Raw genomic sequence first — 24270 nt, 5'->3', positions numbered from 1 at the left:
AGGTGCCTTATGGAACAGATAAAAGTTTTGCTTGCTGACGATGAGCCTGCAATAGTAGAAGTCTTGCAATTGTATCTGGAGCGGGAAGGCTTTAAAGTGTTTCCCGCATTAGACGGCCAGGCAGCTTTGACAATAGAGGAAAAATACCGACCGGATTTGTTAATCCTGGATGTTATGCTGCCTAAGCGAACAGGCTGGGAGATTTGCCAGGCAATTGAACGAAAGGTGCCCGTAATTTTTTTAACTGCTAAAGGTGCCGAAGCTGACAAACTTACCGGCTTCTCTTTGGGAGCCGATGATTATATAACCAAGCCGTTTAGCCCCAAAGAAGTCATTGCCCGCGTTAAAGCAGTACTTCGCCGCAGCGGTTTGCTTATTGAGGCCGGCGCCCGGCTGGATTTTCCCGGAATCAGTATCGATACCGCTGCCCAGGCGGTTTATTCCAGCGGCGAAAAAGCCCCATTATCACCAAAAGAATTTGAGCTTTTGGTCTTTCTGGCACGACATAGCAAACTTGCTTTTTCCCGGGATCAACTGCTTACCAATGTCTGGGGTTATGACTTTGATGGCGCCGACCGCACCGTTGATGCCACCATCAAGCGTCTGCGGCAAAAAATCGATAACCCGGAGTATAGCTACATACATACTGTTTGGGGAGTAGGTTATAAGTTCGAGGTGACCGGCAAATGATCCGTTCTATTTTCGGCAAATTGCTGCTCTCACATCTGACAATTATTTTAGTTAGTGTATTGACAGTAGGCTTACTGATGTTTTATCTGGTGCGCGACCACGTCATTGAAAACAAGCGCCACGATCTCCTGGTCAAGGGTCAGGCTGCCGTCAATATTATCACGCCGCTTATGGATAACGGCCAGAAACCTTCCGGAGCCTTGCTTGACGCCATGAGCGACATGGCCGGCGGTAATATCTGGATCATGGACAAAACCGGGCAGATTCTGGCCGGCCAGTTACCGTCCGGCTGGAAAAGAGGCAGGCGGTTGAGCAATTGGAAGGAGTTATGGGAAAAAGCAGACTGGCAGGACGGCAGCGGTGCGCAAAAGGTTTTGAAACCCTGGCGTAAACCGGATCCGTCTATTATCATCGCTCTGCCGCTGCCAACGCAGCCATCCTCGCCACCAGCCGCGTTGTTTCTTTACGCCCCGGTAACAGGCGCCACCCGTACAGCCCAGGCGCTGGAACAGTTGCTTGTATATTCACTGCTGGCCAGCAGCGTTGTTGCTATTTTCGCCGGGTTGCTTATCGCCCGCAGCTTTACCCGGCCGCTAACCGATATCAGCCGCGCTGCCGCTGCGTTTACTAACGGTGATTATACCAGTCGCACTACAGCTACGCAAAGTGATGAAATTGGCGAACTGGGCCGGACCTTTAACACTATGGCGACCGAACTTTCTCAGCAGGAACAAAACCGGCGTGAATTCCTCTCCGATGTTTCCCATGAACTCAAAACTCCGGTTGCCTCTATCCAGGCCTTGGCTGAAGCCATGCTGGACGGACTTGTTACTACTGCCGAACAACGCATGCGTTATCTCGCCGGCATCGTGGACGAGACCAAACGAATCGGCAGACTTGTGGCCGATTTACTCGATCTGTCGCAACTGGAAGCCGGCGAGCTGGCGATTTCCCGCCAACCAGTCAAGTTTGATTCACTTCTAGCCCTTAATACAGCTAAACTGGCGCCGTTTCTTGAAACCAAAGAATTAACGATCAATTCCAGCATACCTTCGACATTGCCTGCGATTCTGGCCGATCCCGACCGGCTTAATCAGGTACTCACCAACCTGTTGACAAATGCCATTCGCCATGCCACTCAGGGCACGGCTATCATGATAACCGCCCGCACCTGGCAGCAGCAGATTGTTATCGATATAACCAACAGTGGGGCAGGTATACCTCCCGAACATCTCCCTTATATCTGGCAAAGATTTTACCGGGTAGACAAATCACGTTCCCGCGCCGATGGCGGTACCGGCCTGGGTTTAGCCATCACCCGCAAACTGGTAATCGCTATGGGTGGCGCCATTAGTGCGGCAAGTACCCCCGGGGAAACAACCACTTTCACCTTTTCGCTGCCTGTCGCCAGTCCATAGGCCGGATAGACTGTTACAAGTTTTTCTCAGTAATGTCATATTTTTGTCATATCTCTTCGCTACACTATAAAGAAAATACAGTTTTCACCGAGCCTTGGGCGAAGGTGGAAACCGCTGTCGTCCTTATAGTAAACAACACCTTGCGAGTACACAAAATCACAAGAAAGCGGAGGGATTTACATGTTGTCAGCCAAATCGCGTAAAACTATCGCAGGTCTTGCCGCCGGAGCCTTTATTCTCGCTGGCCTTGGCGGCGCTCTGGCGGTTCAGGCCGAATCTGTATTCAAAGAACGCCCGGGCCACCATCAGTGCTATCAGATAAAACCCGAGCAGGCAGCGGAGCGCCTGTCGGCGGACTTTGGAATTGATAAATCGCTCATCCAAAAATACCAGGAGCAGGGCAGAACCTTTAAAGATTTACACCGCGCCGCCTTATTCGCCAAGGCCGGTGATACATCTTTCGAAGACGCACTGGCCCTTAAGAATGATAATAATACCTGGAAAGATGTCGCCCGGACGCTAAATATTGACAAAGCCAAAGTTAAAACAGTACGCCAGGAAATAGCCGCCAAGCATATAGCGCAGCGGTTTAATATCGCGCAAACAGATATTAAGAGCCTGTTTGATCAGGGCTACCACTCCCGTGATATTGCCATGGCCGGCAAGCTTGCAGTAAAAAGCGACACCAGTATCCAGGATGTAATCCTTCTGAAAAAAGTCAACAATACCTGGAAAGATGTCGCCACCGATCTTGGTGTTGATTGGCAGGCATTAAAAAAAGAACACCGCAATACCTCTACGAATTAAAACAATACGAAAACACGGCTGCGCAGACCTTTGGCAAAATCGAAGCCGTTGTTGCCCTTAGTAAGAACGTCATACATCTGTCAGAATAAAAAAATCACACCATGCTTATATGGTGTGATTTTTTTTAGAAAAAAGAATAACTACTCACCCTGGAGTCCATTTACCTATTATCCAGCGCAGAAAGCCTGCGTACTACGCCTTCCATCAACTGATAAATGTGCTCAGCGAGGTCAATTGGCAATGCTCCTGTCCCACAGCTTGGCGTCCAAATAATCTTCTGCCGCAGCATATTTATGTCCACGCCACGTCCTGCCAGTTCGCTGCATTGACCGGCAAACCGGCTAAGGATTGTCTCCGGTGTTTCCTGCCACGCCTCTTCCGAGGTAGGTACAAGCCCCCAGGCCATTGCCCCGCCCCGCTCCAAATAGGCGGCTAGCCCTTCGGCTTGCAACGCCATGCCGGTAAAGTAATGATAAGCATCAAAACTAATGATATCAACCGGCAGTGCAAACAGGATGGACCAGTCAATCCCGGCGCAGGAATGCACGCCTACCTTTACGCCTTCACCATGTAGGGCCTCAATAACAGTGAGCAAAGCAGCCGATGCCATTTCTTTCGTCAAGGTAATATGAGTTGAAGCACCGATAAGAAATAAAGCCGGGTCATCAATAAAAATCAGTACCGGTTTACCCAGTGCTTTCAGTCGTCTGGCCTCTAATACAGCTTCGACTGCCAAACATTTGACCAACAGATCACGCAGAGTCTCGTCATAAAAGCAGGCCCGGCCACGTTCATCCTTAATTTGCAAACCAACTGTCAGAGGCCCGCTGACATGCCCTTTCACACCTTCGGCCGCGGGAAAAAGGTGCGTAAAGTTATTAATAAAGGCTTCCAGGCCGGCAAAAGCCTCACCGGTGAGTGCAAAAACATCTTCAGCACCGGCATCGCCGTTAACAAAGGCCAAATAGTTATTGAAAAACATAACGGCTTTGCTTTCCCACCCGGCGTCCAGACGGGCAAACACCGGATCCTTCAGCGGAATTTCAGTTAACACTCCTAATTTAATCAGCGGCTGAACGTATTGCACCACAAAACCCTGTGCCGGCATTTTTGCCGGTAATTGCGGCCAATGCGGCCAGTGAGGCATTGCTTTGGCAATCACTCTGAGCGCTGTCAGTTCATCCTGATGCGGCAAGCTTCCCAGGCCGGTGGCCCGATGTGGTGTAAACCATCCCATGTGTCAATCCCTCCAAATGCCTATTTCCTTAAAAGTATCGCCTATATACAACGCATTAAAGCTCTAGGATTTCTTAGTCCCTTTGCAGCAAAACAGCAGTAATAACAGCAGTCAGCGGTATCGCGCAAATCAGGCCGATGCTTCCGGTCAGCGCCCTGGCGAACTCAGTGACAATCATATTAAGATTTAATATTTTAAGCATAGGTGCATTTTGTTGCGAGGCGATCAGCAGCATCAGCGGCAGGGAACTACCGGCATACGCCAGAATCAAAGTGTTGGACATGGTTCCCATAATGTCCCTGCCAACATTCATACCGGCCCGCACCAAATCTTTAAAGCCTATTGACGGCTGTACGCTTTTCACCTCATAAACAGCAGACGCTATGGAAATAGTGACATCCATTACAGCTCCCAATGCGCCAAAAACCATGCCGGCAAACAAAACCCCCTGAAAATCGATATGCGCCAAAGCCGATGCCTTAAGCAGCATAGCTTCCTCGCTATCCAGGCCAGTCAGGTGCATCAGCCTGATAGATAAAGCGGACAATATGCCTGCCACGGCCACCCCGCCGACTGTACCCAAAACGGCGGCCAGCGTCTTCTTTGACAGACCGCTTACTACCAGTTGCGTAGCCACAGCAATAATCGCCGCCACCACTAGTGTCAATAGCGTCAGGCTATACTGGTTAATCAGCACCTGGCCGATGAAGAACTTAAAAATAACCAGAATGGAAAAGGCAATAACCAGTACTGACTTCGCGCCGATGAACCCGCCGAATACCACGAGAGCCAAGACAAATAAACCACCTAAAACATATACATAGTCAAAACGGTCGAAATCACTGACATGATAGGTCACCTTCCCCAAATCATGGGAAATGGCAACGATAACTTTGTCGCCGGGTTTAACCCTGATTTCATAAGCAGACCGTTCGGATACAAAGTTAAATGTATCGACCACTTTGCCAGCTTCCGGACCACTGGTCAATTGAATACTGACCAATTCACCCTTAGCCATTTGATATTGTTTCTGCATGGCTTGATTTAGCGGCCCGACGAACACCACCGTGCCTTTTTCGTATTCTACCGGCTGGCTTGCCGGTGCAGCCTGCAGTACATTTGTTGACAGTAACATGAGCAATATGAATAATACCAGTTTTTTCAAAATATACCTCCTATCCTGACGCTATCTAAATCTTAGCCCATGTAGGCCTAACATGCAATAAAAAATGGCGTAATCTTAAGTTTGAGCGGCTTTCTTATATAGAAAACACGGCTTGCGCCGCGCCTTTGGCGAAAGCGGACACCGATGTTGCCCTTATCCAGGCGAAAGTTATACTTTCTATCAGGATCAAAAAAACGACGGCAGGTACAAAAACCTGCCGTCGTTCACACAGTCATCAATAACGCGATTCAGCCAAACCAAAACTATATACAATTTTAGGGCCGGTACCGGTATCAGGACCGGGCTCGGCATTCACAGGCGGTACATCGGCAGGCGGCTGCTGATCATCGCTGCCTTGTTCCTTTTCTGTTATTTTGCCGTTATTTAAAAGCTCAGCCAGTTCGTCTCCTTCTAAGGTTTCCCGCTCTAAGAGCGCATTTGCAATAGAATGAAGTTTATCAAGATTTGTTCTGAGCATTTCTTCGGTCTTGGTATAAGCTTCTTCAATCAGCCGCCGCACTTCCTTGTCAATAGAATAGGCGACTTCTTCACTATAGTTACGGTCACGGGCAATATCCCGGCCCAGGAAAACCTGTTCCTGCCGACGCCCGAAAGTAATGGGCCCCAACACTTCGCTCATACCGTATTCGGTAATCATCTTGCGTACCAGGTCAGTGGCTCGTTCCAGATCATTTTGAGCTCCGGTGCTGATTTCGCCTAATACAACGGCCTCGGCAACCCGTCCGCCCAGAAGGGTCTTGAGTTGTTCCAGCAGCTCGGTCCTGGTGGCGTAATACCTATCTTCCTTCGGCAGCATGAGTGTATAGCCGCCGGCACGTCCCCGGGGAATAATCGATACTTTATGCACCGGGTCGGTATGGGTAAGCAGCATGCCTACTAAAGCATGGCCTGCTTCGTGATAGGCAGTCAGTTTTTTCTCTTTGTCGCTAATGACCTTAGACTTGCGTTCCGGTCCGGCAACAACCCGTTCAACGGCTTCTTCCAGTTCAGACATTTCAATGCGCCGCTTGTTGCGGCGGGCGGCTAACAAAGCAGCCTCGTTGACCAGATTGCTCAGATCGGCGCCGGTAAAGCCGGGAGTACGTCTTGCCAGTACATCCAGATCGACTTCTTTGGCAACAGGTTTGCCCTTGGTATGAACCTTAAGGATTTCCAAGCGGCCTTTTACGTCCGGACGGTCCACCACAATCTGGCGGTCAAAACGTCCAGGCCGGAGAAGCGCCGGATCCAAAATATCAGGACGGTTAGTTGCGGCGATAATAATAATGCCTTCATTAACGCCAAAACCATCCATCTCAACCAATAACTGATTTAGCGTCTGTTCACGTTCATCATGGCCGCCGCCAAGACCCGCACCCCGCTGCCGGCCTACGGCATCAATCTCGTCAATAAAGACAATACACGGAGCGTTTTTCTTAGCCTGTTCAAACAGGTCACGCACCCGGGAAGCGCCGACACCAACAAACATTTCCACAAAATCAGAGCCACTGATACTGAAGAAAGGGACACCGGCTTCACCGGCTACTGCCCGTGCCAGCAATGTTTTACCTGTCCCCGGCGGTCCGAATAACAGCACGCCTTTAGGGATACGCGCCCCCAAGTCATTAAACTTCTTGGGATGCTTCAGGAATTCAACAACCTCTTCCAATTCCTGCTTCGCCTCGTCAGCTCCGGCCACATCACTGAATGTGACCTTGGTTTTTTCTTCACCATGCAGTTTGGCACGTGATTTACCGAACGACATAACCCGGTTACCGCCGCCCTGTGTTTGCTGCATAATAAAGAACCAAACCCCGATTAAGAGCAACATCGGTAATATAGAAGAGAAAATCGTTGTCCACCAGGGTGGCTGCGGCGGCTGTTCGGCCTTAATGTCTACGCCTTTATCCCTGAGCTGGTTAATAAGCGTCGGATCATTAGGGGCAATGGTTGCAAACTCCTGCCCGTCTTTGAGCTTGCCGCGAATCGTGTTATCGACAATAGTCACCCGTTCGACCTTTTGCTCCTCAACCTGTTTGAGAAACTGTGTATAACTGATTTCTTGCTTGGGTGTTGTTCGTGACGAATAGTAGTCGATTATCGAAATGGCTATAATGATAATCAACAAATAGAAACTAACGTTACGAAAAAATTTGTTCAACAAGTAGCCCTCCTCTCGCTGGACCACAAAACTGCGTAAAGAACCTCTTACCATTCATATCGCATAATTATAGCATACTAAGTAAAAATTGACAATTAAACAAAAACATTTATCCTTGATAAGCCTCTGGTTTTAACACTCCGATAAATGGTAAATTACGGTACTTCTCGGCAAAATCGAGTCCATACCCGACAACAAAGTAATCAGGGATGGTAAAACCATTGTAGGCAATCGGCACATCTGCTTTACGGCGGTCAGGCTTGTTTAACAGCGTACAGATTTTGATGCTGGCCGGCTTGCGCGACCACAAATTCTCCATGAGGTAATTCAGTGTCAGACCGGAATCAATAATGTCTTCAACAATAAGCACATGTTTGTTTTCCACGTCCTCGTCCAGATCTTTCAATATCCGGACAACACCGCTGGAGGAAGTGGCCGCACCATAGCTTGAAACCGCCATAAAGTCAACGGCTACCGGCAATTCAATCGCTCTGGCCAAGTCAGACATAAAAATAACCGCGCCGCGCAGCACTCCGATCATCAGAATTTCCTTACCGGCATAATCCGCAGTAATCGCCTGGCCCAATTCTTTAATCCGGGTAGCCAATTCAGCCTCACTAAATAATATCTTCTCCACGTCATCCATCATATTATTACTCATATTCAGAATTCCTCCCGTTTAGTAATGCTAAGCTGTAAGATTTTTTTTGTTGTGCTTAAAATCCGGCCCCGTTCAGCCTGGCGATAGCCTGCCACCCAGATGATTTCCTGTTGATCACTAATAAGCAAAACGGAATCCCGTTCTGCCAACAGCACTTTTTGATCAATAAAAAACTCTTTTAGCTTTTTGCTGCCGTTAAGACCCGCGGGACGAAATTTATCCCCTGGACGGCGGGTTCTTACAGTCAGCGGCAAACTAAGCCGCTCAAGGTCAAAGGCGGCCGTTTGCCGACACTTCCCTGGCCGCGGCCGGGTTACTAACTCGGCCGTAATTGTAAAACCACCTGCCTGCGTTATTCCGGGAACAGCGACTTGAACCGCAGCAAGGCTTGATTCGGTCGAAAAAGGTTGCTGTTGCAGCTCGAATACCTCTTTCAGCCCAAGTTCAAGGCCGGTATACGTTTTGCAGGCCTTGAGCCCGCCAGGCAGCAGCATAACGCTCCCTACTGTTCCGGATATTACCATAGTAAGTAATTTTTCCACATGATCAAAGCTTATTCCTGTCAGGGATCCACGTTTTTTCTCGATGGCCTGACGAATTATTTCACGCTGCAAAGCTTTATGCAGCTTTGCCAGGGCTTGACTATCAATAGTAAGCCTGTCAGCTTCTGTAATTACTATTGGCCATTGCCGGCCAGCTTCCTGCCGCAGAAAGTCATGTTCATCCCCAGCCAGCATTGCCAGCCGCCATACAGCCTTGCGAATCGCGGGATTATAGCCGGCTTCCAATGCTGGGATCAGCTTCAACCGGATACGGTTCCGCAGATAATCGGTTGTAAAATTGGAGTTGTCCTGGCACGGTTTTAAATCCCACAATGCACAATACTTTTCAATTTCCCGCCGGCTAACAGGCAAGAGCGGTCTGATAATACCGTCACTGGCCGGCTGGATGCCGCGCAGGCCACCGCTGCCCGCACCTCTTAGGAAATTAATCAGTACGGTTTCTACCTGGTCATCCCGGTGATGGCCGGTGGCAATCAGAGCACCGCCCCACTCGGCGGCGACACTGCGTAAATACTGGTAACGCAAAATCCGGCCTGCTTCCTCCGGTGACATCTTATTAGCTTTATAATAAGCCGGTACATCGATAGCGGTAACATGACAGCCAAGCCCCAGACCAGCCGCGAAGCAGGCAACAAATTCGGCCTCTGCCACGGCTTCCGGACGGAACATATGGTTTACATGGGCTACAGCCAATTGAAAAGAGTACTCTTCTTTGAAGGCGTTAAGAATATGTACCAAAGCCAGCGAGTCCGGACCACCAGAACAGGCAGCCAGAATACGGCTGCCAGGAATAAACAGGCTATGGTTTTCAACCCATTTTTTTATAATAGCAAGCATGTAACTATCCCCGGCTCTCTACCTGATAGTCTGTACTCATGCGCAGTATGCGATACAGCGTAGAACTCACAAAAATGCCAAAAGCAATGGCTCCTCCGGTTAGCAGGGTTAACATTCCCATAGCTACACCTTCATTGAATTGCCCTTCCACCATAAAGCGCATGGTTGTATAGGCCTCCCGCCCCGGTACCAACGGAATAAAGCCAGGCACTGTAAAAATGGTAGCCGGTTTTTTTAAGATTCTGGCCAGCAGTTCGGCTACCAGACCAACGGCCATACTGCCCAGGAAATTGGCCATTATTGTACTTATGCCGCTTTGGGCTACAAAATACATCAGGGTCCACCCCGCCACCCCGGTAGCGCTGGCGTAAACAAGCAGACTGCGGGGAATGCGGTACAATACACCGATGGCACTGCTCATGGCAAAAACGGCCAGAATTTTTATGAACAGCATAAGGACTCCCCCTAATAGGCGCTGACAGCCAAAATAATAACAACTCCCATAGATACTGCAACCGCCGTAAGCGCGGCCTCGAGACCGCGTGACAAACCGCTCAGGAGATCGCCGGCAATAACGTCCCGGATGGCGTTAGTAATAGCAACCCCCGGCACCAGCGGCATTACGCCTCCTACCACAACAATATCAGGACTGAGGGCAGGCCAGAGGTAATGAAATTGCATACCCATCAGGGCTGCAGTCATTCCTCCCAAAAACTCAAAAGTAAACTTTACACCATGCAGCCGGGAAACAACATGGGCGATATACCTCACAACCAGAGCCGAAATAAAGGCTGCCATGCTTTCGAAGACACCCGCGTTCAAAAGAATGGCCGAAGCGCCGCCAACCACTCCGGAAGCAAGCATGGAAGGCAGCAGGGAAAAACCGGTCCGTTCGCGGGCAATACGCTCTAAATGGCAGCAAACCATTTCATAATCAATACGCTTATCGGCCAACCGGCGGGAAAGCTCATTTACCTTGGCAATCCTGTCAAGATTTATGGTACGGTCATGTACCCGCCGCATAATAGTTCTTGTCCGGCCATCAGGGCAGGTTACGGTTAAAAACACGCCGGTAGGTATGACAAAGCATTCCGCCTTGACTGCCCCCAGCGCCCGCGCCATATGAAACATAGTCTCTTCCACCCGGCTTGTTTCAGCACCATTCCTGAGCATAATCTCGCCAGCCAGAACGGTAATGTCCAGTATTTGTTCCATTAGGATTGACATTCTAACCCCCGCCAGCCCGTTTTAGTTGTCAATTCGCGCCCCAGACGGCAATTTCCTGCCGGCAAGTTTTCTATATAGCATCCAATAAAGATTTACAGGCGGACAGTGAGTAAGAGCACAGATTAAGCGCCAGCGGCAAAGTGTTACTCACTGCCCGCCTCTGCAAGAATCTTTAGCCGATTTCATATAGATTGGGGCTCCCAGTACCGTTTGGGAACATTTCCTCTGCCGGTAGCGTAATAAATCGATAAAAGCCTCCAGCCTGGTCATAACGCCTGCCTCGCCGGTCTGTTCATCATAGGCCAGTGTTAATACCGGCATATCCACATCCCGGCTTACTTTGGGAAGAATATTTTTAGCAATTACTTCAGGCATGCAGGTAAACGGATATACCTGGATGATGCCGTCATATCCCTGCTGTTTTTTTAACAACGTATTGGCAATGCTTTTTAATCCGTGTCCGCCAACATAATGCCCAAGGTACGGCCGGGCCATGGCTGACAGTGTTTTGTATAATTCGATGTAACTACGGCGCCGGAGAATATGGCCCCGCACATAATCACTCAGGAACATGGTCCTTGACACTTCCACTCCCATAAAGCCAAGACAACGTTCGAGATCCTGATTAACAAAATCCTCAAGCATAACATAAATTTCGCCGACTATTGCCACGCGTAAAGGCAGTGCCTCAGTATTTAGTTTTACCGTCTGCAGTTTGGTAAACAGTTCTTTTCTCCGGGCTTGCACCAGTTGGAAAGTGGCCGCCTCGCCGACTGACAGAGCAGCCTGTTCCCAGATGTCCTCCACTGCACCGCGCTCCAAGGCACGCGGTCTGATTCTATGGATTTGGCGCTGAAGATCGTCCAGAAGATTCATTTTGGCGCCGGCTAACCGGAAAGCCTGATAGATTGTCTGCCAGCCGGTTTCCGGGGCTAGATATTTTATCTGTTTATAAATCTGGGCTATACTCGGCTCCACGGTAATCATCCTGAACGTGTAACCTAATTCCGCCAGAATTTGTTGCTGCACAGCGGCATAATAGCCAAGGCGGCAGGGTCCGCTGCCCCCGCAGGTCACAAGGGTATCGGCGCCCTGTTCCAAGGCTTCGATAAAGTTGCCTAATGTCGTTTTAAAGGGTAAACATACCGTTTCCGGCGAGAACTTAATACCCAGTTCCAGCGTGCGCCTGGTTAGCGGCGGCGGCGGCAAAACCTGACAGCCCATCGTGCTGAATAATGTCTTGAGGACAAGACTCATAATCCCCATATGGGGAAAAGTTACAATCATTGGCAGCGCCTCCGTTTTAGCATGTCGGTAAAAGCCTCCAGCCGTGTGACAAAACCGGCTTCTGCCGTATGTTCGTCCAATGACAGCTGCATGCTGGGAATTGCCAGACGCTGAGCTTGTTGACGAATGAGTTCCCCGGTGATAGCATCAGGACCACAACCGAAACAAGTCAAAAAAATTATGCCGTTAAGCTGTGCGCCGGACATCATGGCCATAGCTGCGCCATACGTCGTATGACTGTTTGACCAGAACAGCTTTTTTCCCAGTTGGGCTGCCGCCCTGTCAACTGTTTTCTTTCCCACCGTCTCCGCCGTACAGACCGAAACACCCAGACGCTCTAACTTTCCTAATATGTCAAGACTAATTTGACGGTCATACACAATGTAGGGATGGCCAACAAGGGCAACTTTCGGTCTTGCATCCCTCACCTCTGTCAATGCCGGCGGAGTGCCGCTCCGCCAAGCCTTAATCCAGGCATACAGACTGGCTGACAGATTGCGTCCTAACACCCGCCCCACGGCAATTACGGCTTGGTACAATTGCCAGCTCTTTTGACGCATATCCACATTTATATCGATAATGGGCGGCAGCTGCCCCGCATTATTTTTAAGCACATCCGGAATGCCAATAATTTTCGGACAGGTAAATTGTCCCTGATTGATACTGATAATACGCGGTAAAAACAAATAGTCAACCTTATCTTTAAGATAACAGGCATGACCAAATAAGACTTTGGACGGCAGGCACATTTCATCCAATATGCTGCCGCAATCCAGGGTCTGCCGGGAGGTTTCGCCGGACAGAACAACCTCGGCCCCCAACTCTTGCAAAAACCGCTCCAAAACAATACCATACTGAAAATACATAAGTCCTTGCGGCAGACCAACGCGAATACTCATGCCGGGGCACTCACCTTTACAGCGTGAATTGCGTTCTGGCTCCACTTGCCGCACCGGTCACCCCAGCGACCCAGCACGAGGGCGTCAGACTTAAGTTCAACTACTTCGCATAGGTTGGCACAGCCGCTGCATTCGAAGCTTCTGGTAGTATAGAGGGCCTGAAGAGCCGTAAAGCCCCGGAACGAAGAACTATCTTTTCCGGCCATTTCTTCCCTTGCCGAAAGTGCCGCGCCGATGGCGCCCATAACATTGAAATGAGGCGGTATAACCACGGGGCACTTTAACGCCTCTTCAAAAGCACGGTGCATCCCCTTATTGGCGGCTACTCCCCCCTGAAACAATACCGGCCCGTCCAGCCGCTTGCCTTTACCGACATTGCTTAGATAATTTCGCACCAAAGCCTGACATAAGCCACTCAAGATGTCGGCCATCGAATGGCCGGTCTGCTGCTTGTGAATCATATCCGATTCGGCAAAAACTGCACAGCGCCCGGCAATGCGGACCGGCGCTACGGCAGTCAGGGCAATATCGCCGAACTGATCGATAGGAATATTTAGCCTGGCGGCCTGCTGATCGAGGAAAGAGCCTGTGCCGGCGGCGCACACGGTATTCATGGCAAAATCGGTTACAACACCATTGTCAATACTAATGAGCTTGGAATCCTGCCCGCCTATTTCCAGCACGGTTTTGACATCCGGCATTACGTGCATGGCAGCCAGCGCATGCGCGGTAATTTCATTTTTCACACTGTCAGCGCCCACGACCATTCCTGTCAGATAACGGCCGCTGCCTGTTGTTCCCAGGCCCAGTACCGTAAGTTCACCCAGTCTGTCAACCACCTCTCGCAGCCCTTGCTGAACTGCCTCGATAGGCCTTCCCTGCGTCCTTATATACAGACTGTCAGCGACATTCCCGGTTGCTGTGAGCACCACAATATTGGTGCTCACAGAGCCAACATCAATTCCTAAGTATACCTCCACTACTGATCACTCCCTATAACTTTAAAAACCAGAACACTGTCAAGTGTTCTGGCATACAGCTCCCTGCACAGCAATTCAATGTCTAAACCTGCAGTGATATTATTGTCAGTTGTCCCCAAAATATACATATTGCTTGTATAGTAAAGAAAACACGGCTGCAGCCGGGCCTTTGGCGAAGGTAGCAACGGAAATACGGGATACGTCCCCCGCCACATGATTCACAGGTAAACTATCAGCGGTTGAGTTACATCCCTGGTGGGAATATGCCGAGACAGTGGTACTGCGTGGGTGCGCACCACCACTCCTTTGTCTCAAACCGGCATAAACAGTATGGCGGCACCGGCGGCCGTTATGCATAAGCGGAGGTTAAACGCCAGCGGCGCAGCCCGGTGCCGGATTTTGTACTTGACACCCCTTGTTTTATAAGGTCTCCGCGACCCCCAAACTTATACCTTCTGGTAGATAAAAAAACTCCCGGCTGCTTAGTCCGGGAGTTTACACTAATTTTCCGGCAGTGGGAACTACTGCACAATGCTTGGCCTCTCGACAACCTTGGCAACGAGTACCGCCATATCATCCTTAGTGAAACCGCCTGATAGTTCAATAGCCTGCTTAAGCAGCCTGTCGGCAATATCCTGCGGCCGTTCGCTGCCTGTACGGCGGAGAAAATTGGCTACCCAGTTCTCTTTCTCAGTCCCGCGGGCAGCATCAACAATACCGTCACTCACCATTACCACAATGTCTCCCGGAGCCAGCAAACGTCTAACAGGTTCAATCTCAATATTCTCCAGTATTCCAAGCGGCGGAGCTGCCGGGTTGATTGTCGCTACTTCCCGCACCCTTTTTACATAGCTGGGCACTGAACCCACTTTCAGAAACTCAGTTTCTCCTGTATATGTGTCAACTACGGCCATATCCACAGTAGCAAAAGAATCACCCGGCATTTTGATCATTAGCAGAGAATTGACTGTTTTGACCGCAGTATCAATATCAAAACCTGCCGCCAGCAATTTATGGAGAAATGTTACTGCATACCCGCTGCCATGGGCCGCCGCTTCCCCGCTACCCATACCGTCACTTAGAATAAGAGCCATCCGTCCCCGCCCAACCGGCTGGGCCACACAGGTATCACCGGCTACCCGGCTGCCTTTCTTGGCTGCTGTTGCCATACCGGTTTCCACATGATATCTTTCTTCCATTTCCATCGCCAGCTGGCAGTTTTTATTCCTGATCTTATTGCCGCAGGAAGCATGCATCGTCATTTTTTCCTGCAGCAGGTTGGCAGCAGCCGGCAAAATTGTGTTAACGCATTCGCGCGCCCCGCCACAGGCTTTTTTCTGCGCAGTTACACTCACTTTGCCGCGTTCACTGTTAACCTTCACATCGGCGAGCGGGCAGTCAAGAACTGCCGCCCGCTCGGCCAGCATCTCGGCCACTTCCGTGTCACTCTGCGGTCCCTTTTTCAATTCCTGGGCCAAATTACTGACGATTACGCCGGTGGCCCTGATTTGATCAACAGTTACCTGGCGGCATTCTGTCAATTTTTTATGCCAGTACAAATGAGTCCGGTTACTATCCGCAACTTGGCCAATGAGGTCGATTAAAGCCTGGCGCCTAACACATAAACCTTTAATATTATCCGGCGTTGCATTGGCCTTAAGTTTACCGTTTTCCGCCAAAGCCAACATATCCAGCATGGCCTGATAAGTCTGATAAAAATCCTGATCCCAGCATTCACTGCGCCGCTCACACGGTCCGCATACTCTTTCGCCGACAACTGAGAGCATTTGCGCTAACTGGGCTTCCTGCAGCTTCTCTTTATAAGCGGCATGTTCACCGCTGCCGCTGAGGTCAAATGAATTGGCCAAATCCTTAAAAACATCGGCAATACTATGCAGCTTGTCCACAGCAACATGGATGGTTTGCGCAGCCGCGCCGGCATCGCCGGTTTCTTCCAGACAAGTTTCCCGCCACTGATTCAACTTGGCAACAGGCACCAGCATGAAAGCAGCTCCGGCTGCGGAACCTTCCACCAAAGTCAGCAGCAATTCATTAGGCTGACCCAAATATAATACGGCAATGGCACTGCCTAAAAGAAATCCCAATAACACGGCCGGTTTACCCAAACCCTTAAAAACCCCGCCCAGCATTCCCGCCATGGCATACATTGCGATGGCCGGCGCGGCGTCGCCGTCGCTTAAGCCTACGACCAGCCCGGTAACAACCCCTATTGACGCCCCCAAACCCGAGCCGCCGGTAAAAGCCAGCGTCATGGCAATCAGGGAAGCGGCAACATTACGAATACTGTAGTCGAACACAGTTACATTTCCCAAACCGCCCACGGCGATCGCCAGCATCATTATGCCGCATATCAGAGCCTCAGCTCCAGCCTGTCGCAGCTTGGTCTGATTGAGAAAGAGGGGAGCACCGTACTGAAAGATAAAAGTCAATACCATACATAAGGCAGCTTCCAAAATCACGATCACCATGCCATACAAGCTTGAATCCCGCCAGGGTAAAAGCGCCAGCCCACATAAAAATACGCAGCCAAAGATAAATAGCGGCACTGCCTGGATCTTTCGTTCATATTGGGATAATCTATCTGACAGCCGCCAGTAAAGCAGCATGGAAAGAAGATATAGTATTGCCTCCAGATATAAACCGGTGCTAAGCACGCCGGCCAGCGCCCAGACCCCGGCGACTGGCGCCCGCTTGCGAGCTGTACCGGCAATAGCCGCAAATAACGCCAGACCGAATGGCGCCAACTCGCCCAGGAGAGATACCCGGGCAACAAGAAATGCCAGCCCATGAAGGGCTAGATTCTGATAACTAAAAAGAGACCTTCCTCCTGTCTTGATTCTTTCAGGAATTGACCGCCAGGGAAAGGCGGGCTTGTCCTCCTGTACAGTTTCCACCGGCGGCCTTACCGAAGGTGGCTGTAAAATTTTCTCAGGCAACGTGATAACAGATACTTTTGGCATAATTATTCACCTCTGGGAAAAAGTGTTTTACGCTGTAAGTAAAATTTTACAGAAGTTTCCAATACATTATTTGTCTATTTTAGTTCCGGCCGAAAAAAAAAATCCGACAAAGATTATATTCAAAATGCAAAAAACCACCTGGCATTCCCTGCCAAGTGGTTGACTGTCTCTATAATTAAGCTAATCACTTCAATTATTGTCGAATAACAGATAAAATTACTGCTGGGGTTATTCTGCCCGACGAGCCGCTCCGCCACCACCGCCACCACCGCCACCGCCGCCGCCACCACCGCCGCCCCGGCCGCCATTGCCGCCGCGTTTGGACTCAGTGTTGCGCTTCAGGTCTGTCAGCCGCTCATCACTGTCTTTTAAGAACTTACTCAACTTATCTTCAAAGGATAAACTGTTCACTCTATTAGAACGGCGGAAATCGTTGGCATGCTGTTTTCTTGGCGCAGGTGGCTGCAGTTGCTTGATGGATAAGCCAATCTTGCCGCGATCATCTACAGATAAGACTTTAACTTTAACTTTGTCCTGTTCCTTTAAAAAATCCTTTACATCGCGGACGTATACGTCAGCCACTTCGGAGATGTGAATCAAGCCAACCTTTCCACCCGGTAACTCGACAAACGCGCCGAAGTTAGTGATTCCGGTCACAACTCCTTCTACAACACTGCCAACTTCAATGGACATACTAATCAAACTTCCTCCTTAAAATCTTTCGTACTTTTTTCAATTACGTTTTGGCGGAACCCGCAATCCATATTATACTCTTGCACATGAAAATGTGTCAAGAAACGATACCTATTTGGAAGGAATATACGGCACTTCTCCCGGCTTAACCAGTCCCAGCTGTTCGCGGGCAATCTTTTCGATATAAGCGGCGGTACTAAGCTTTTCCTTCTCGGCAATCAAGCTGTTATTTACCTCAGCGGCCTCTGCCATCCGCGAATTGACCAGCTCGGTTTCCCGGCGGATTTTGGCCAGCTCGGTTTGCTGGGCAATCACAAGATAGCAAAAGTATCCAGCCATAACTAAAATACATAGCCGGAACCAGCTAAACCGTTTGGTTTTTTTGCTTATTTGCGTCATATACATCACCATACTACATTAATGCTTACTTGTATTCGCTCTTTAAACGGCAAATCCTCTTTCAACTGGGAAATTATATAAAAATTTCATGAGTATTACAGCGGTGGCCCCTCTTCCGGCGGCGGCGACGGCGGTGGGCGCCATTTCCTATACCAGGCTGCGCACCGCCTGCGCGTAAACCTAAGCGGCCACAGCACTATCCTGGTAGCATACAAAACGGGTTTTATAATGGTAATCGCGAATACGCGTTTGGCCGTCTGCCACATGGTGACCAAAAAGAGCAGCAGGGCTGTAACAAGTTGTACTACCCGGCGGCTGGCCAGCTTATAGTACATTACCAGACCTGTCAGGAGCGCAATAAAAACATAGAAACGCAGTTCTCCCCAGTTTCCTGCCAGCAATGCGGTGAACGCAACCCCGGCCGCAAGCAGGCAATATGCCAAATCTGTCAGTGCAGTGACAAACCACGGCGGCCGGAAGCGTCTGTTAAGTACACGGTACGTATCAAACAGAATTCCTAAAAAAATCCCGGTAGCCATAATAAGAAAAAACGTCCTGACCTGCGATGAAAATTCCACCTGTTCACCTCCTGTCTGCGGTCAGTGCCAACCCTAATGCCGCTTGACAACAACGCAATGTTTAGGGAAAATACCCCGCCAGTATCCCATCAGGGTTGACACAGCACTAGCGCCAGCGAAAGGACTTATAGCGCCGGAATAAATGCTTTCCCAAAAAAATGAGAGCAAGGATGTCTAGCGCAATGCCCCAGTTTAGCAATAACGCAATCTGCTCCCAGCTTTCCGCTGTAAGCCCGCCTGGCGGCAGACGCCCGCTTATCTGATACCAGTAAGTGACTACTCGTTTTACATATTCTGTTGTTTCAGCGTAAGGTGGAATTCCACCGTATTTGTCAACCGCTCCCGGTCCGGCATTATAAGCTGCCACCGCTAACTCGGCGTGGCTGGTATACCGTTTGCTAAGCTGGCTAAGATAGCAAGTGCCGATGGCAATATTCAGCTCAGGATTATAAAAACACTCACTGCCGCATTCTCCTTCGTGGCGGCCGCTGCATACCGCGGCTTGGCTATTTACCAGCCGCCAGGTGTCGGGAATAACCTGCATCAACCCGTAAGCCCCGGCCTTTGACAACGCCCGGGGCTGAAATGAACTTTCGGCCTTAATAATAGCGGCAACCAGTTCGGGACTTACCCCGTATTTTCTGCCGGCGTCATTAATGAGCTGCGCATAAGGCAGCCCGCTTATTTCCCGCAGGCGGCCAGCCTGGGCGGAAAAGCCGGCGTACAGCGTTCGGCGGCTATACTCGGCAAGACTGTATGTCAAGCCCTGGGCGACAGACTGTGCGGCCAGCGCAAACAGCAAGAACAGCCATAGCGATAACGCCCGGCTGCGCACGTTATTTCAAAAACCGATCCAATAATCCTTTTCGCTGGCGCATTTCTTCCTCATAATTTATGCCTTTGACAGTACCTTCAATGATAATATTGCCTTGTTCTAAATTCAGTTGCTTTATATTGAGCCCCTCGCCCTTGATTGTCAGCACACCTTGCTCGGTTTCCATGACAATTTCCTTTTCGTCATAGCTTCCCAGACTGACAACGCCGTCAACAGTTAGTTCCTCCCTGTCAATCAGCATAAGCTGATGCCGCCATTTCGGCGTCTTGTTATCTATCGGCATACCCTTACCTCCTCATATCGCAAATGACTTCTCTTAAGTTATGTATATGAAACGCCCGCACCAAGTAGTACCAAAAACAATTACCGCCGGAAACCGGCTTCCAAAGAATACTTTCCTTCATTGTAAAGAAAACACGGCCTCAGCCGAGCCTTTGGGGAAGCTGAAGATGATGTTGCCTTTGTTCAGACGATATACTTTCCCGCAGGACAAAAAAAAGCGCCAGTTGTTCACTGGCACCGCTTGTGATTATATTAAATACACATACTAAGATAAACAGACGATGTTAACCGGGGTGAGACTATGAGTCAAGAATACAGTTATGGAGAGAGAATCCATTTCCTGCTTGTGCATATGATGCAGATGGAACTGTTACTTGTCCTTCTGGGCACAGCAGTTGCTGCCTGGCTGTTAGCCATAGCGCTGCGAAAGAAAAATGCGCGCCTGGCCGAGCAGCTGTTATCTCGCAAAATTGCCATTTTGTACGCCGGTCTGCTGGTGCTGATTTGGCTAAGCGGCCATTTGGCAAGATAAGCTGCGTTTATTTGTGTTCGCCGACATTCTGGATGGATACCCTGGCCTTTACATACAGCGGAATAGTAGGATAGATATCCTCCCAGTTATCCTTAATCCGATTCCAGGTTTCCGGTTCATAGGCCTTTAAATACCTGGCAAAATTCATGGGGTCAACACCGGCCTGCTGCGCGATGTTAAGTGAATAAGAGATATTATGCGTAATTTCCTCGGCCAGCAGCTCTTCCGCCTTTTCCTGAAATTTTTCGTCCAGGGTATCGTGATATTGCTGGCACGCCACCTCGCTGATATTACCCCGCCAGGCCGTATTTAACGTGAAGTATATCTTATCGCCTTCGACATGGGGCTCAAGAATGGTGTTATGCCTAAACATCTCAAAGGTGACGCCATAGCCGGGGTGAAGGGGACAATTAAGGGTTATCACCGCTGATTTTAAGTTGCCGCGAATCATGCGAATACCTTTTATTGTGTATTCATCCCAATAGGTTATAAATCTGTCTTTTTTAAAAACAGCCAGACCGTTCACCTTTACTTTGTTATCTTTATATTCCAGCCTGGGAAGAATTGCGTCACCGCCGGCGTCAAGCACCTGGGAAATGGCGCCCAGATCGGTTTGCGCCGAGGCAATATTCATGTTGCGAGTATACAGCCTGGCTACACCGGCCAGGAAGATTCCTCCCGCTTCACCGGTAGGCGGCTGAAAGGATAAAACCTCCCGCGCTTCGCCGGGAATGACAAAAATTCGGGTACGCCAGCGCATTTCGGCGTCCCGCCGCCAGAAGTCGATCATCTGCTTTAGCGAATATTCCCTGAGCACCGCTTCACTGATAAGTATGGCCTGAATATGTTCAAAATACAGCCCTTTGCTGGTCTGGCCCAGCATGTCCCTGACCATCTCATGAAAGGCAACGCCAGTATTAGAGAGTACATACGTCTTGCCTTCCCCTTTTGGCTGGTCACTGCCGCCCCCGGAGGGGGTGAGTTTAAGGACTTGCACACTGAGCCGCAGCGGCTTGCTTCCTTCCCGGCGGGTGTAAGACTCCAGCGCGCTGCCGCCTGCCTGTCCGTCCTCGGCCAAGTCGATGGCCACCGCCATAACAAAGCCGCGTTCCTGGAGCTCGCGCCGGTCCCAGCACCCCGCCGTAACCAGGCACAGCAATACAACCAGCAGTCCCGCCGCCACCTGTCTAACGCCCATCAAGCGTCACTCCCTGCCTGTGCAGTTTCCATCTTGCCAATAAATAGGAGGCAGGTATTATCCCAAATGAGAATAACAGTCCCGGCCAGGGAATCCATTTTGAGAATTCAGTAAATACGGTAGCGTCGTGCAGCGCCGCGCTGCCGATAAACAGCACCGGCACAAAAAACAGGACTATGGGGCGGTGATCTTTATAGCCATGCAGGTCTGCCAGCATAGCCGCAGCAAAAAATAAATACTGGGCAAAGGTCATAAAACCAATCGGAATCCAGAGAAAAAACAGGTAATTATCCAGCCGCTCGACAAAGGTGCCGGGTAGTTCCACGCCGCGAATGGCGATCATTGTCGGGTAGGGCGATCCCTGCAGCCCCTCGACGGTATGAACGCCGATAACCATAAGGATGGTAACCGCCATTAGCAGCGATTTCAGCGCAAAGGCAATGCCGGTGGCTTTAACGATGCTGGTATTACCCCGGTAAATAAACGGCAGCAGATAGAGAATAAACTCATAGCCGAAAAAGTAAACCCAGGATTCGGCTATCGCCCGGCCCACGCCCGCAATATTTACCGGCCATAGCGGATAGATATTAATAACATGAAAAGAAATATAGCCTAAAAGAATGATCATCATCATCATCGGCAGAGCAGTAAAAAATAAAATTTGGCTTATTTGGAGAACGGTCCCCAGGTCCTGCACCGCACAATAAGCAGACACGGCCAGCATGGTCAGGATAATGACCTCCGGTGGTGTCCGGTCGAACATAAAGAAGGTAATCTCCCGGGAAAAAAGCTGCAGTCGCACGATAATTTCCGCCGTGAGGGCAAGGACAAGGAACCAGACTATGACAATGCCGACTGCCTTACCCCAGAGGATCTTTAAGAAACTTGACAAAGTTTGCCCAGGAAAAGAAGCGGCTAGCCGGATCATTAGCCAGGCGACACAAAAATAAACCCCGCCGGCGACCAAAGCGGCCAGCCATGCGGCCTGCTGGGCCAGCGCAGCAAGCGTAAAAGTGGAGGTTATCGTGGCCGAGCCAATACCGAAGATACAGTTCATTACGGCCCATTGCCATGGTGATATTTGCTTGTCAATATTAAGTTTGCTCAAAAGTCTCACCCTGTCTGTCCCGGTCTTGTGACCCTAATTCCTTAGGCCTGGCTCCCAGCCACCGCTGCGGCAGCCGGACTAGTTGGTCGGCCCAGTCCTCCAGCAAAGTAAAATTAAACATACCGCCTAAATAAGATTGGCCAAAGTTCTTAATTGAGCATAGATGTACTGTTATCGCCAGCAAACCGATCATAACTCCATATAGCCCCAGAATGGAGGCAAGAATGAGCAGTGGAATCCGGAAGAACCGCAGCGCCAGTCCAAACCCCCAGCTCGGCATATTATAAGAGGCAATGGCCGTCATGGCCGTAACAACCACCAGAAAGGGATTTACCAGTCCGGCCTGGACAACGGTTGTGCCAATGACCAGAGCCCCTACCACGGCTGCCGCCCCGGCTACCTTCTGCGGCATTCGGATTATAGCTTCCTGAAAAAGCTCCAGGAGGATCTCCATGGCAAATGCCTCCAAAAATGAGGGAAAGGGGGTCCTGGACCGGAGCTCGGCTATCGAAATGGCCATAGTGGTGGGTATAAGACCTGGATGGTAAGAGACAACCGCAACATAGATGGCCGGCAGATAAATGGCGATAAAAGCCGAGATATGGCGGCTGAACCGGATCAGGCTTGCAATCAGAGGCGGCGTTGTATAATCCTCCGGTGTTTGCATGATTAAATTATAGGTACAGGGAACCAGCATAGTGGCCGGCGTATTATCTACAATAATGGCAACCTGTCCTTCATAAATGGCCGCTACCGTTTTGTCAGGACGTTCCGTCTCCTGCAACTGCGGAAACGGTGTCCAGGGATGCTCCACAATTTGTTCTTCAATCATTTTGGAAGCCAAAACCCTGTCCACTTTCACCTTTGCGAGCCGCCGCTCCACTTCCTCCACCAAGCCAGGTTTAACAAGGTCTGCGACATAGACGACGGCGACCGATGTTTTGGTTCGCAGCCCGACCTGCAGGATACGCACCTTGACATTGTAGTCCTTGGATCGCCGCCGGATTAAGACGATATTATCGTTCAACGTCTCGTTAAAGGCATCATGGGGACCGCGGATTACATCCTCAGCCCCCTTCTGCACACTGCGCTTCACATGCTTAACTGCGCCAATAACCAAAACTTCCGGCGGTCCGTCAAGCAGCAGCAATGCCTTGCCGGCCATGACTGATTCAATCGCCGTAGCTGCATTGCTTACTATTGTCACATCGGCGACACTTAACTGCTCATTTATCAATGTTTGCAGATTTACTATGGATGCTAAGCTGCTTGCCGACTGAGCCGAAGATTCTTCGGCGAAAGTCTTCATAATGCTCTCGCCCAGCATAATCGTATCTGCCATGCCATCCAGATATACAAGCAGTACAGGCTTGCCATACAGACTGAAGGAGCGCATTTTAATATCTTCACAGTCACGGAAGACAACTTTCAACAATTGTTTATTTTCGTCAAGACTGTTTGTGAAGATAAAGGGCTGACCGTCAGGAGCGGCAGCCTGCCTGATATCCGCTACAAGCTGGTTAATCTTTTCCCCCAGTCGCGCACTCTCTTCTACCATGGCCTTAAGGTCTTTGAGATTTTGTCTGGTACGCTCAAGTGAGGCGTCCGGAAGCAGGGCGGAAAGCTTGTGAATATTCTTTTGCTTGGTTTTATCCCTGTTTCCAGACTCCACTACCCTACCTCCCATCAACCTGTATTAATATATCGACTGCGGAGTTTGCCTGCCTCATGC

23 protein-coding genes are annotated in these 24270 nt (G+C 50.0%); 4 read left to right on the top strand and 19 right to left on the bottom strand.

Translation table 11 applies throughout. From position 1 onward, the window contains the following. Window positions 1-9: 9 nt before the first annotated feature. From SATMO3_RS01720 to SATMO3_RS01710, 3 genes are all read left to right on the top strand, one after another. Window positions 10-690 carry a response regulator transcription factor gene (locus SATMO3_RS01720; RefSeq protein WP_371376640.1) on the top strand — a complete coding sequence of 227 codons (681 nt, stop codon included), beginning with the start codon at window positions 10-12 and terminating at the stop codon, window positions 688-690. After that, complete coding sequence (locus tag SATMO3_RS01715) at window positions 687-2108, top strand: sensor histidine kinase (protein WP_371376637.1); 1422 nt, start codon at window positions 687-689, stop codon at window positions 2106-2108. The genes SATMO3_RS01720 and SATMO3_RS01715 overlap by 4 nt, the downstream gene beginning before the upstream one ends. Before the next feature lie 180 nt (window positions 2109-2288). Beyond that, window positions 2289-2915, top strand: a complete 627-nt coding sequence (locus SATMO3_RS01710) for a hypothetical protein (RefSeq protein WP_371376634.1) — start codon at window positions 2289-2291, stop codon at window positions 2913-2915. Between the two features lie 160 nt (window positions 2916-3075). Here SATMO3_RS01710 and SATMO3_RS01705 read toward each other — a convergent pair whose 3' ends face one another. From SATMO3_RS01705 to yabP, 16 genes are all read right to left on the bottom strand, one after another. Continuing rightward, the gene (locus SATMO3_RS01705; protein ID WP_371376632.1) at window positions 3076-4152 is read right to left on the bottom strand and encodes a hypothetical protein; all 1077 of its coding nucleotides are present in this window, start codon (window positions 4150-4152) and stop codon (window positions 3076-3078) included. A gap of 73 nt (window positions 4153-4225) precedes the next feature. Beyond that, on the bottom strand, window positions 4226-5317 hold the full coding sequence (locus SATMO3_RS01700; RefSeq protein ID WP_371376629.1) for a YibE/F family protein: 1092 nt from the start codon (window positions 5315-5317) through the stop codon (window positions 4226-4228). 235 nt (window positions 5318-5552) lie between these two features. Continuing rightward, window positions 5553-7478 carry an ATP-dependent zinc metalloprotease FtsH gene (gene ftsH / locus SATMO3_RS01695; protein ID WP_371376626.1) on the bottom strand — a complete coding sequence of 642 codons (1926 nt, stop codon included), beginning with the start codon at window positions 7476-7478 and terminating at the stop codon, window positions 5553-5555. Window positions 7479-7587: 109 nt separating this feature from the next. Next, complete coding sequence (hpt, locus tag SATMO3_RS01690) at window positions 7588-8127, bottom strand: hypoxanthine phosphoribosyltransferase (protein WP_371381653.1); 540 nt, start codon at window positions 8125-8127, stop codon at window positions 7588-7590. 14 nt (window positions 8128-8141) lie between these two features. Beyond that, window positions 8142-9539, bottom strand: coding sequence for a tRNA lysidine(34) synthetase TilS (gene tilS, locus SATMO3_RS01685; RefSeq protein WP_371376623.1), 1398 nt, complete (start codon window positions 9537-9539; stop codon window positions 8142-8144). Window positions 9540-9543: 4 nt separating this feature from the next. After that, the gene (locus SATMO3_RS01680) at window positions 9544-9993 is read right to left on the bottom strand and encodes a threonine/serine exporter family protein (RefSeq protein WP_371376620.1); all 450 of its coding nucleotides are present in this window, start codon (window positions 9991-9993) and stop codon (window positions 9544-9546) included. An 11-nt stretch (window positions 9994-10004) separates the two neighbouring features. After that, window positions 10005-10766, bottom strand: a complete 762-nt coding sequence (locus tag SATMO3_RS01675) for a threonine/serine exporter family protein (RefSeq protein ID WP_371376618.1) — start codon at window positions 10764-10766, stop codon at window positions 10005-10007. A gap of 147 nt (window positions 10767-10913) precedes the next feature. Further along, window positions 10914-12053 carry a hypothetical protein gene (locus SATMO3_RS01670; protein ID WP_371376615.1) on the bottom strand — a complete coding sequence of 380 codons (1140 nt, stop codon included), beginning with the start codon at window positions 12051-12053 and terminating at the stop codon, window positions 10914-10916. Beyond that, on the bottom strand, window positions 12050-12952 hold the full coding sequence (locus SATMO3_RS01665; RefSeq protein ID WP_371376612.1) for an acyl-CoA dehydratase activase-related protein: 903 nt from the start codon (window positions 12950-12952) through the stop codon (window positions 12050-12052). Before SATMO3_RS01665 ends, SATMO3_RS01670 begins: the two co-directional genes overlap by 4 nt. Continuing rightward, window positions 12949-13932 (bottom strand): acyl-CoA dehydratase activase, encoded by a 984-nt coding sequence (locus SATMO3_RS01660; protein ID WP_371376610.1) that lies wholly within the window; start codon window positions 13930-13932, stop codon window positions 12949-12951. Before SATMO3_RS01660 ends, SATMO3_RS01665 begins: the two co-directional genes overlap by 4 nt. Window positions 13933-14453: 521 nt before the next feature. Beyond that, entirely contained in the window at window positions 14454-16913 is a 2460-nt protein-coding gene (spoIIE, locus tag SATMO3_RS01655) for a stage II sporulation protein E (protein WP_371376607.1), read from the bottom strand. A 228-nt stretch (window positions 16914-17141) separates the two neighbouring features. Next, window positions 17142-17606 carry a S1 domain-containing RNA-binding protein gene (locus tag SATMO3_RS01650; protein WP_371381652.1) on the bottom strand — a complete coding sequence of 155 codons (465 nt, stop codon included), beginning with the start codon at window positions 17604-17606 and terminating at the stop codon, window positions 17142-17144. A 111-nt stretch (window positions 17607-17717) separates the two neighbouring features. After that, window positions 17718-18005 carry a septum formation initiator family protein gene (locus tag SATMO3_RS01645; RefSeq protein WP_371376605.1) on the bottom strand — a complete coding sequence of 96 codons (288 nt, stop codon included), beginning with the start codon at window positions 18003-18005 and terminating at the stop codon, window positions 17718-17720. 95 nt (window positions 18006-18100) lie between these two features. Next, the gene (yabQ, locus tag SATMO3_RS01640) at window positions 18101-18583 is read right to left on the bottom strand and encodes a spore cortex biosynthesis protein YabQ (RefSeq protein WP_371376602.1); all 483 of its coding nucleotides are present in this window, start codon (window positions 18581-18583) and stop codon (window positions 18101-18103) included. A 106-nt stretch (window positions 18584-18689) separates the two neighbouring features. Continuing rightward, window positions 18690-19418: a lytic transglycosylase domain-containing protein gene (locus tag SATMO3_RS01635; protein ID WP_371376599.1), complete on the bottom strand. Its 729-nt coding sequence runs from the start codon at window positions 19416-19418 to the stop codon at window positions 18690-18692. 1 nt (window position 19419) lies between these two features. Further along, complete coding sequence (gene yabP / locus SATMO3_RS01630; protein ID WP_371376597.1) at window positions 19420-19701, bottom strand: sporulation protein YabP; 282 nt, start codon at window positions 19699-19701, stop codon at window positions 19420-19422. Between the two features lie 300 nt (window positions 19702-20001). On the opposite strand from yabP, the gene SATMO3_RS01625 reads away from it, so the two are divergent. Further along, a complete protein-coding gene (locus tag SATMO3_RS01625; protein WP_371376594.1) occupies window positions 20002-20232 on the top strand; it encodes a hypothetical protein in 231 nt (76 codons plus the stop codon). 7 nt (window positions 20233-20239) lie between these two features. Here SATMO3_RS01625 and SATMO3_RS01620 read toward each other — a convergent pair whose 3' ends face one another. The 3 genes from SATMO3_RS01620 to SATMO3_RS01610 are packed head-to-tail and all read right to left on the bottom strand — an operon-like array spanning window position 20240 to window position 24210. After that, the gene (locus SATMO3_RS01620; RefSeq protein WP_371376591.1) at window positions 20240-21430 is read right to left on the bottom strand and encodes a Ger(x)C family spore germination protein; all 1191 of its coding nucleotides are present in this window, start codon (window positions 21428-21430) and stop codon (window positions 20240-20242) included. Next, complete coding sequence (locus SATMO3_RS01615; RefSeq protein ID WP_371376589.1) at window positions 21420-22538, bottom strand: GerAB/ArcD/ProY family transporter; 1119 nt, start codon at window positions 22536-22538, stop codon at window positions 21420-21422. The genes SATMO3_RS01620 and SATMO3_RS01615 overlap by 11 nt, the downstream gene beginning before the upstream one ends. Continuing rightward, window positions 22525-24210: a spore germination protein gene (locus SATMO3_RS01610; RefSeq protein WP_371376585.1), complete on the bottom strand. Its 1686-nt coding sequence runs from the start codon at window positions 24208-24210 to the stop codon at window positions 22525-22527. Before SATMO3_RS01610 ends, SATMO3_RS01615 begins: the two co-directional genes overlap by 14 nt. Between the last annotated feature and the right edge of the window lie 60 nt (window positions 24211-24270).

The organism is Sporomusa aerivorans, assembly GCF_041428895.1.
In the GTDB taxonomy this organism is placed as follows: domain Bacteria; phylum Bacillota; class Negativicutes; order Sporomusales; family Sporomusaceae; genus Sporomusa; species Sporomusa aerivorans.
This window is presented reverse-complemented; position numbering and strand designations above follow the sequence as displayed.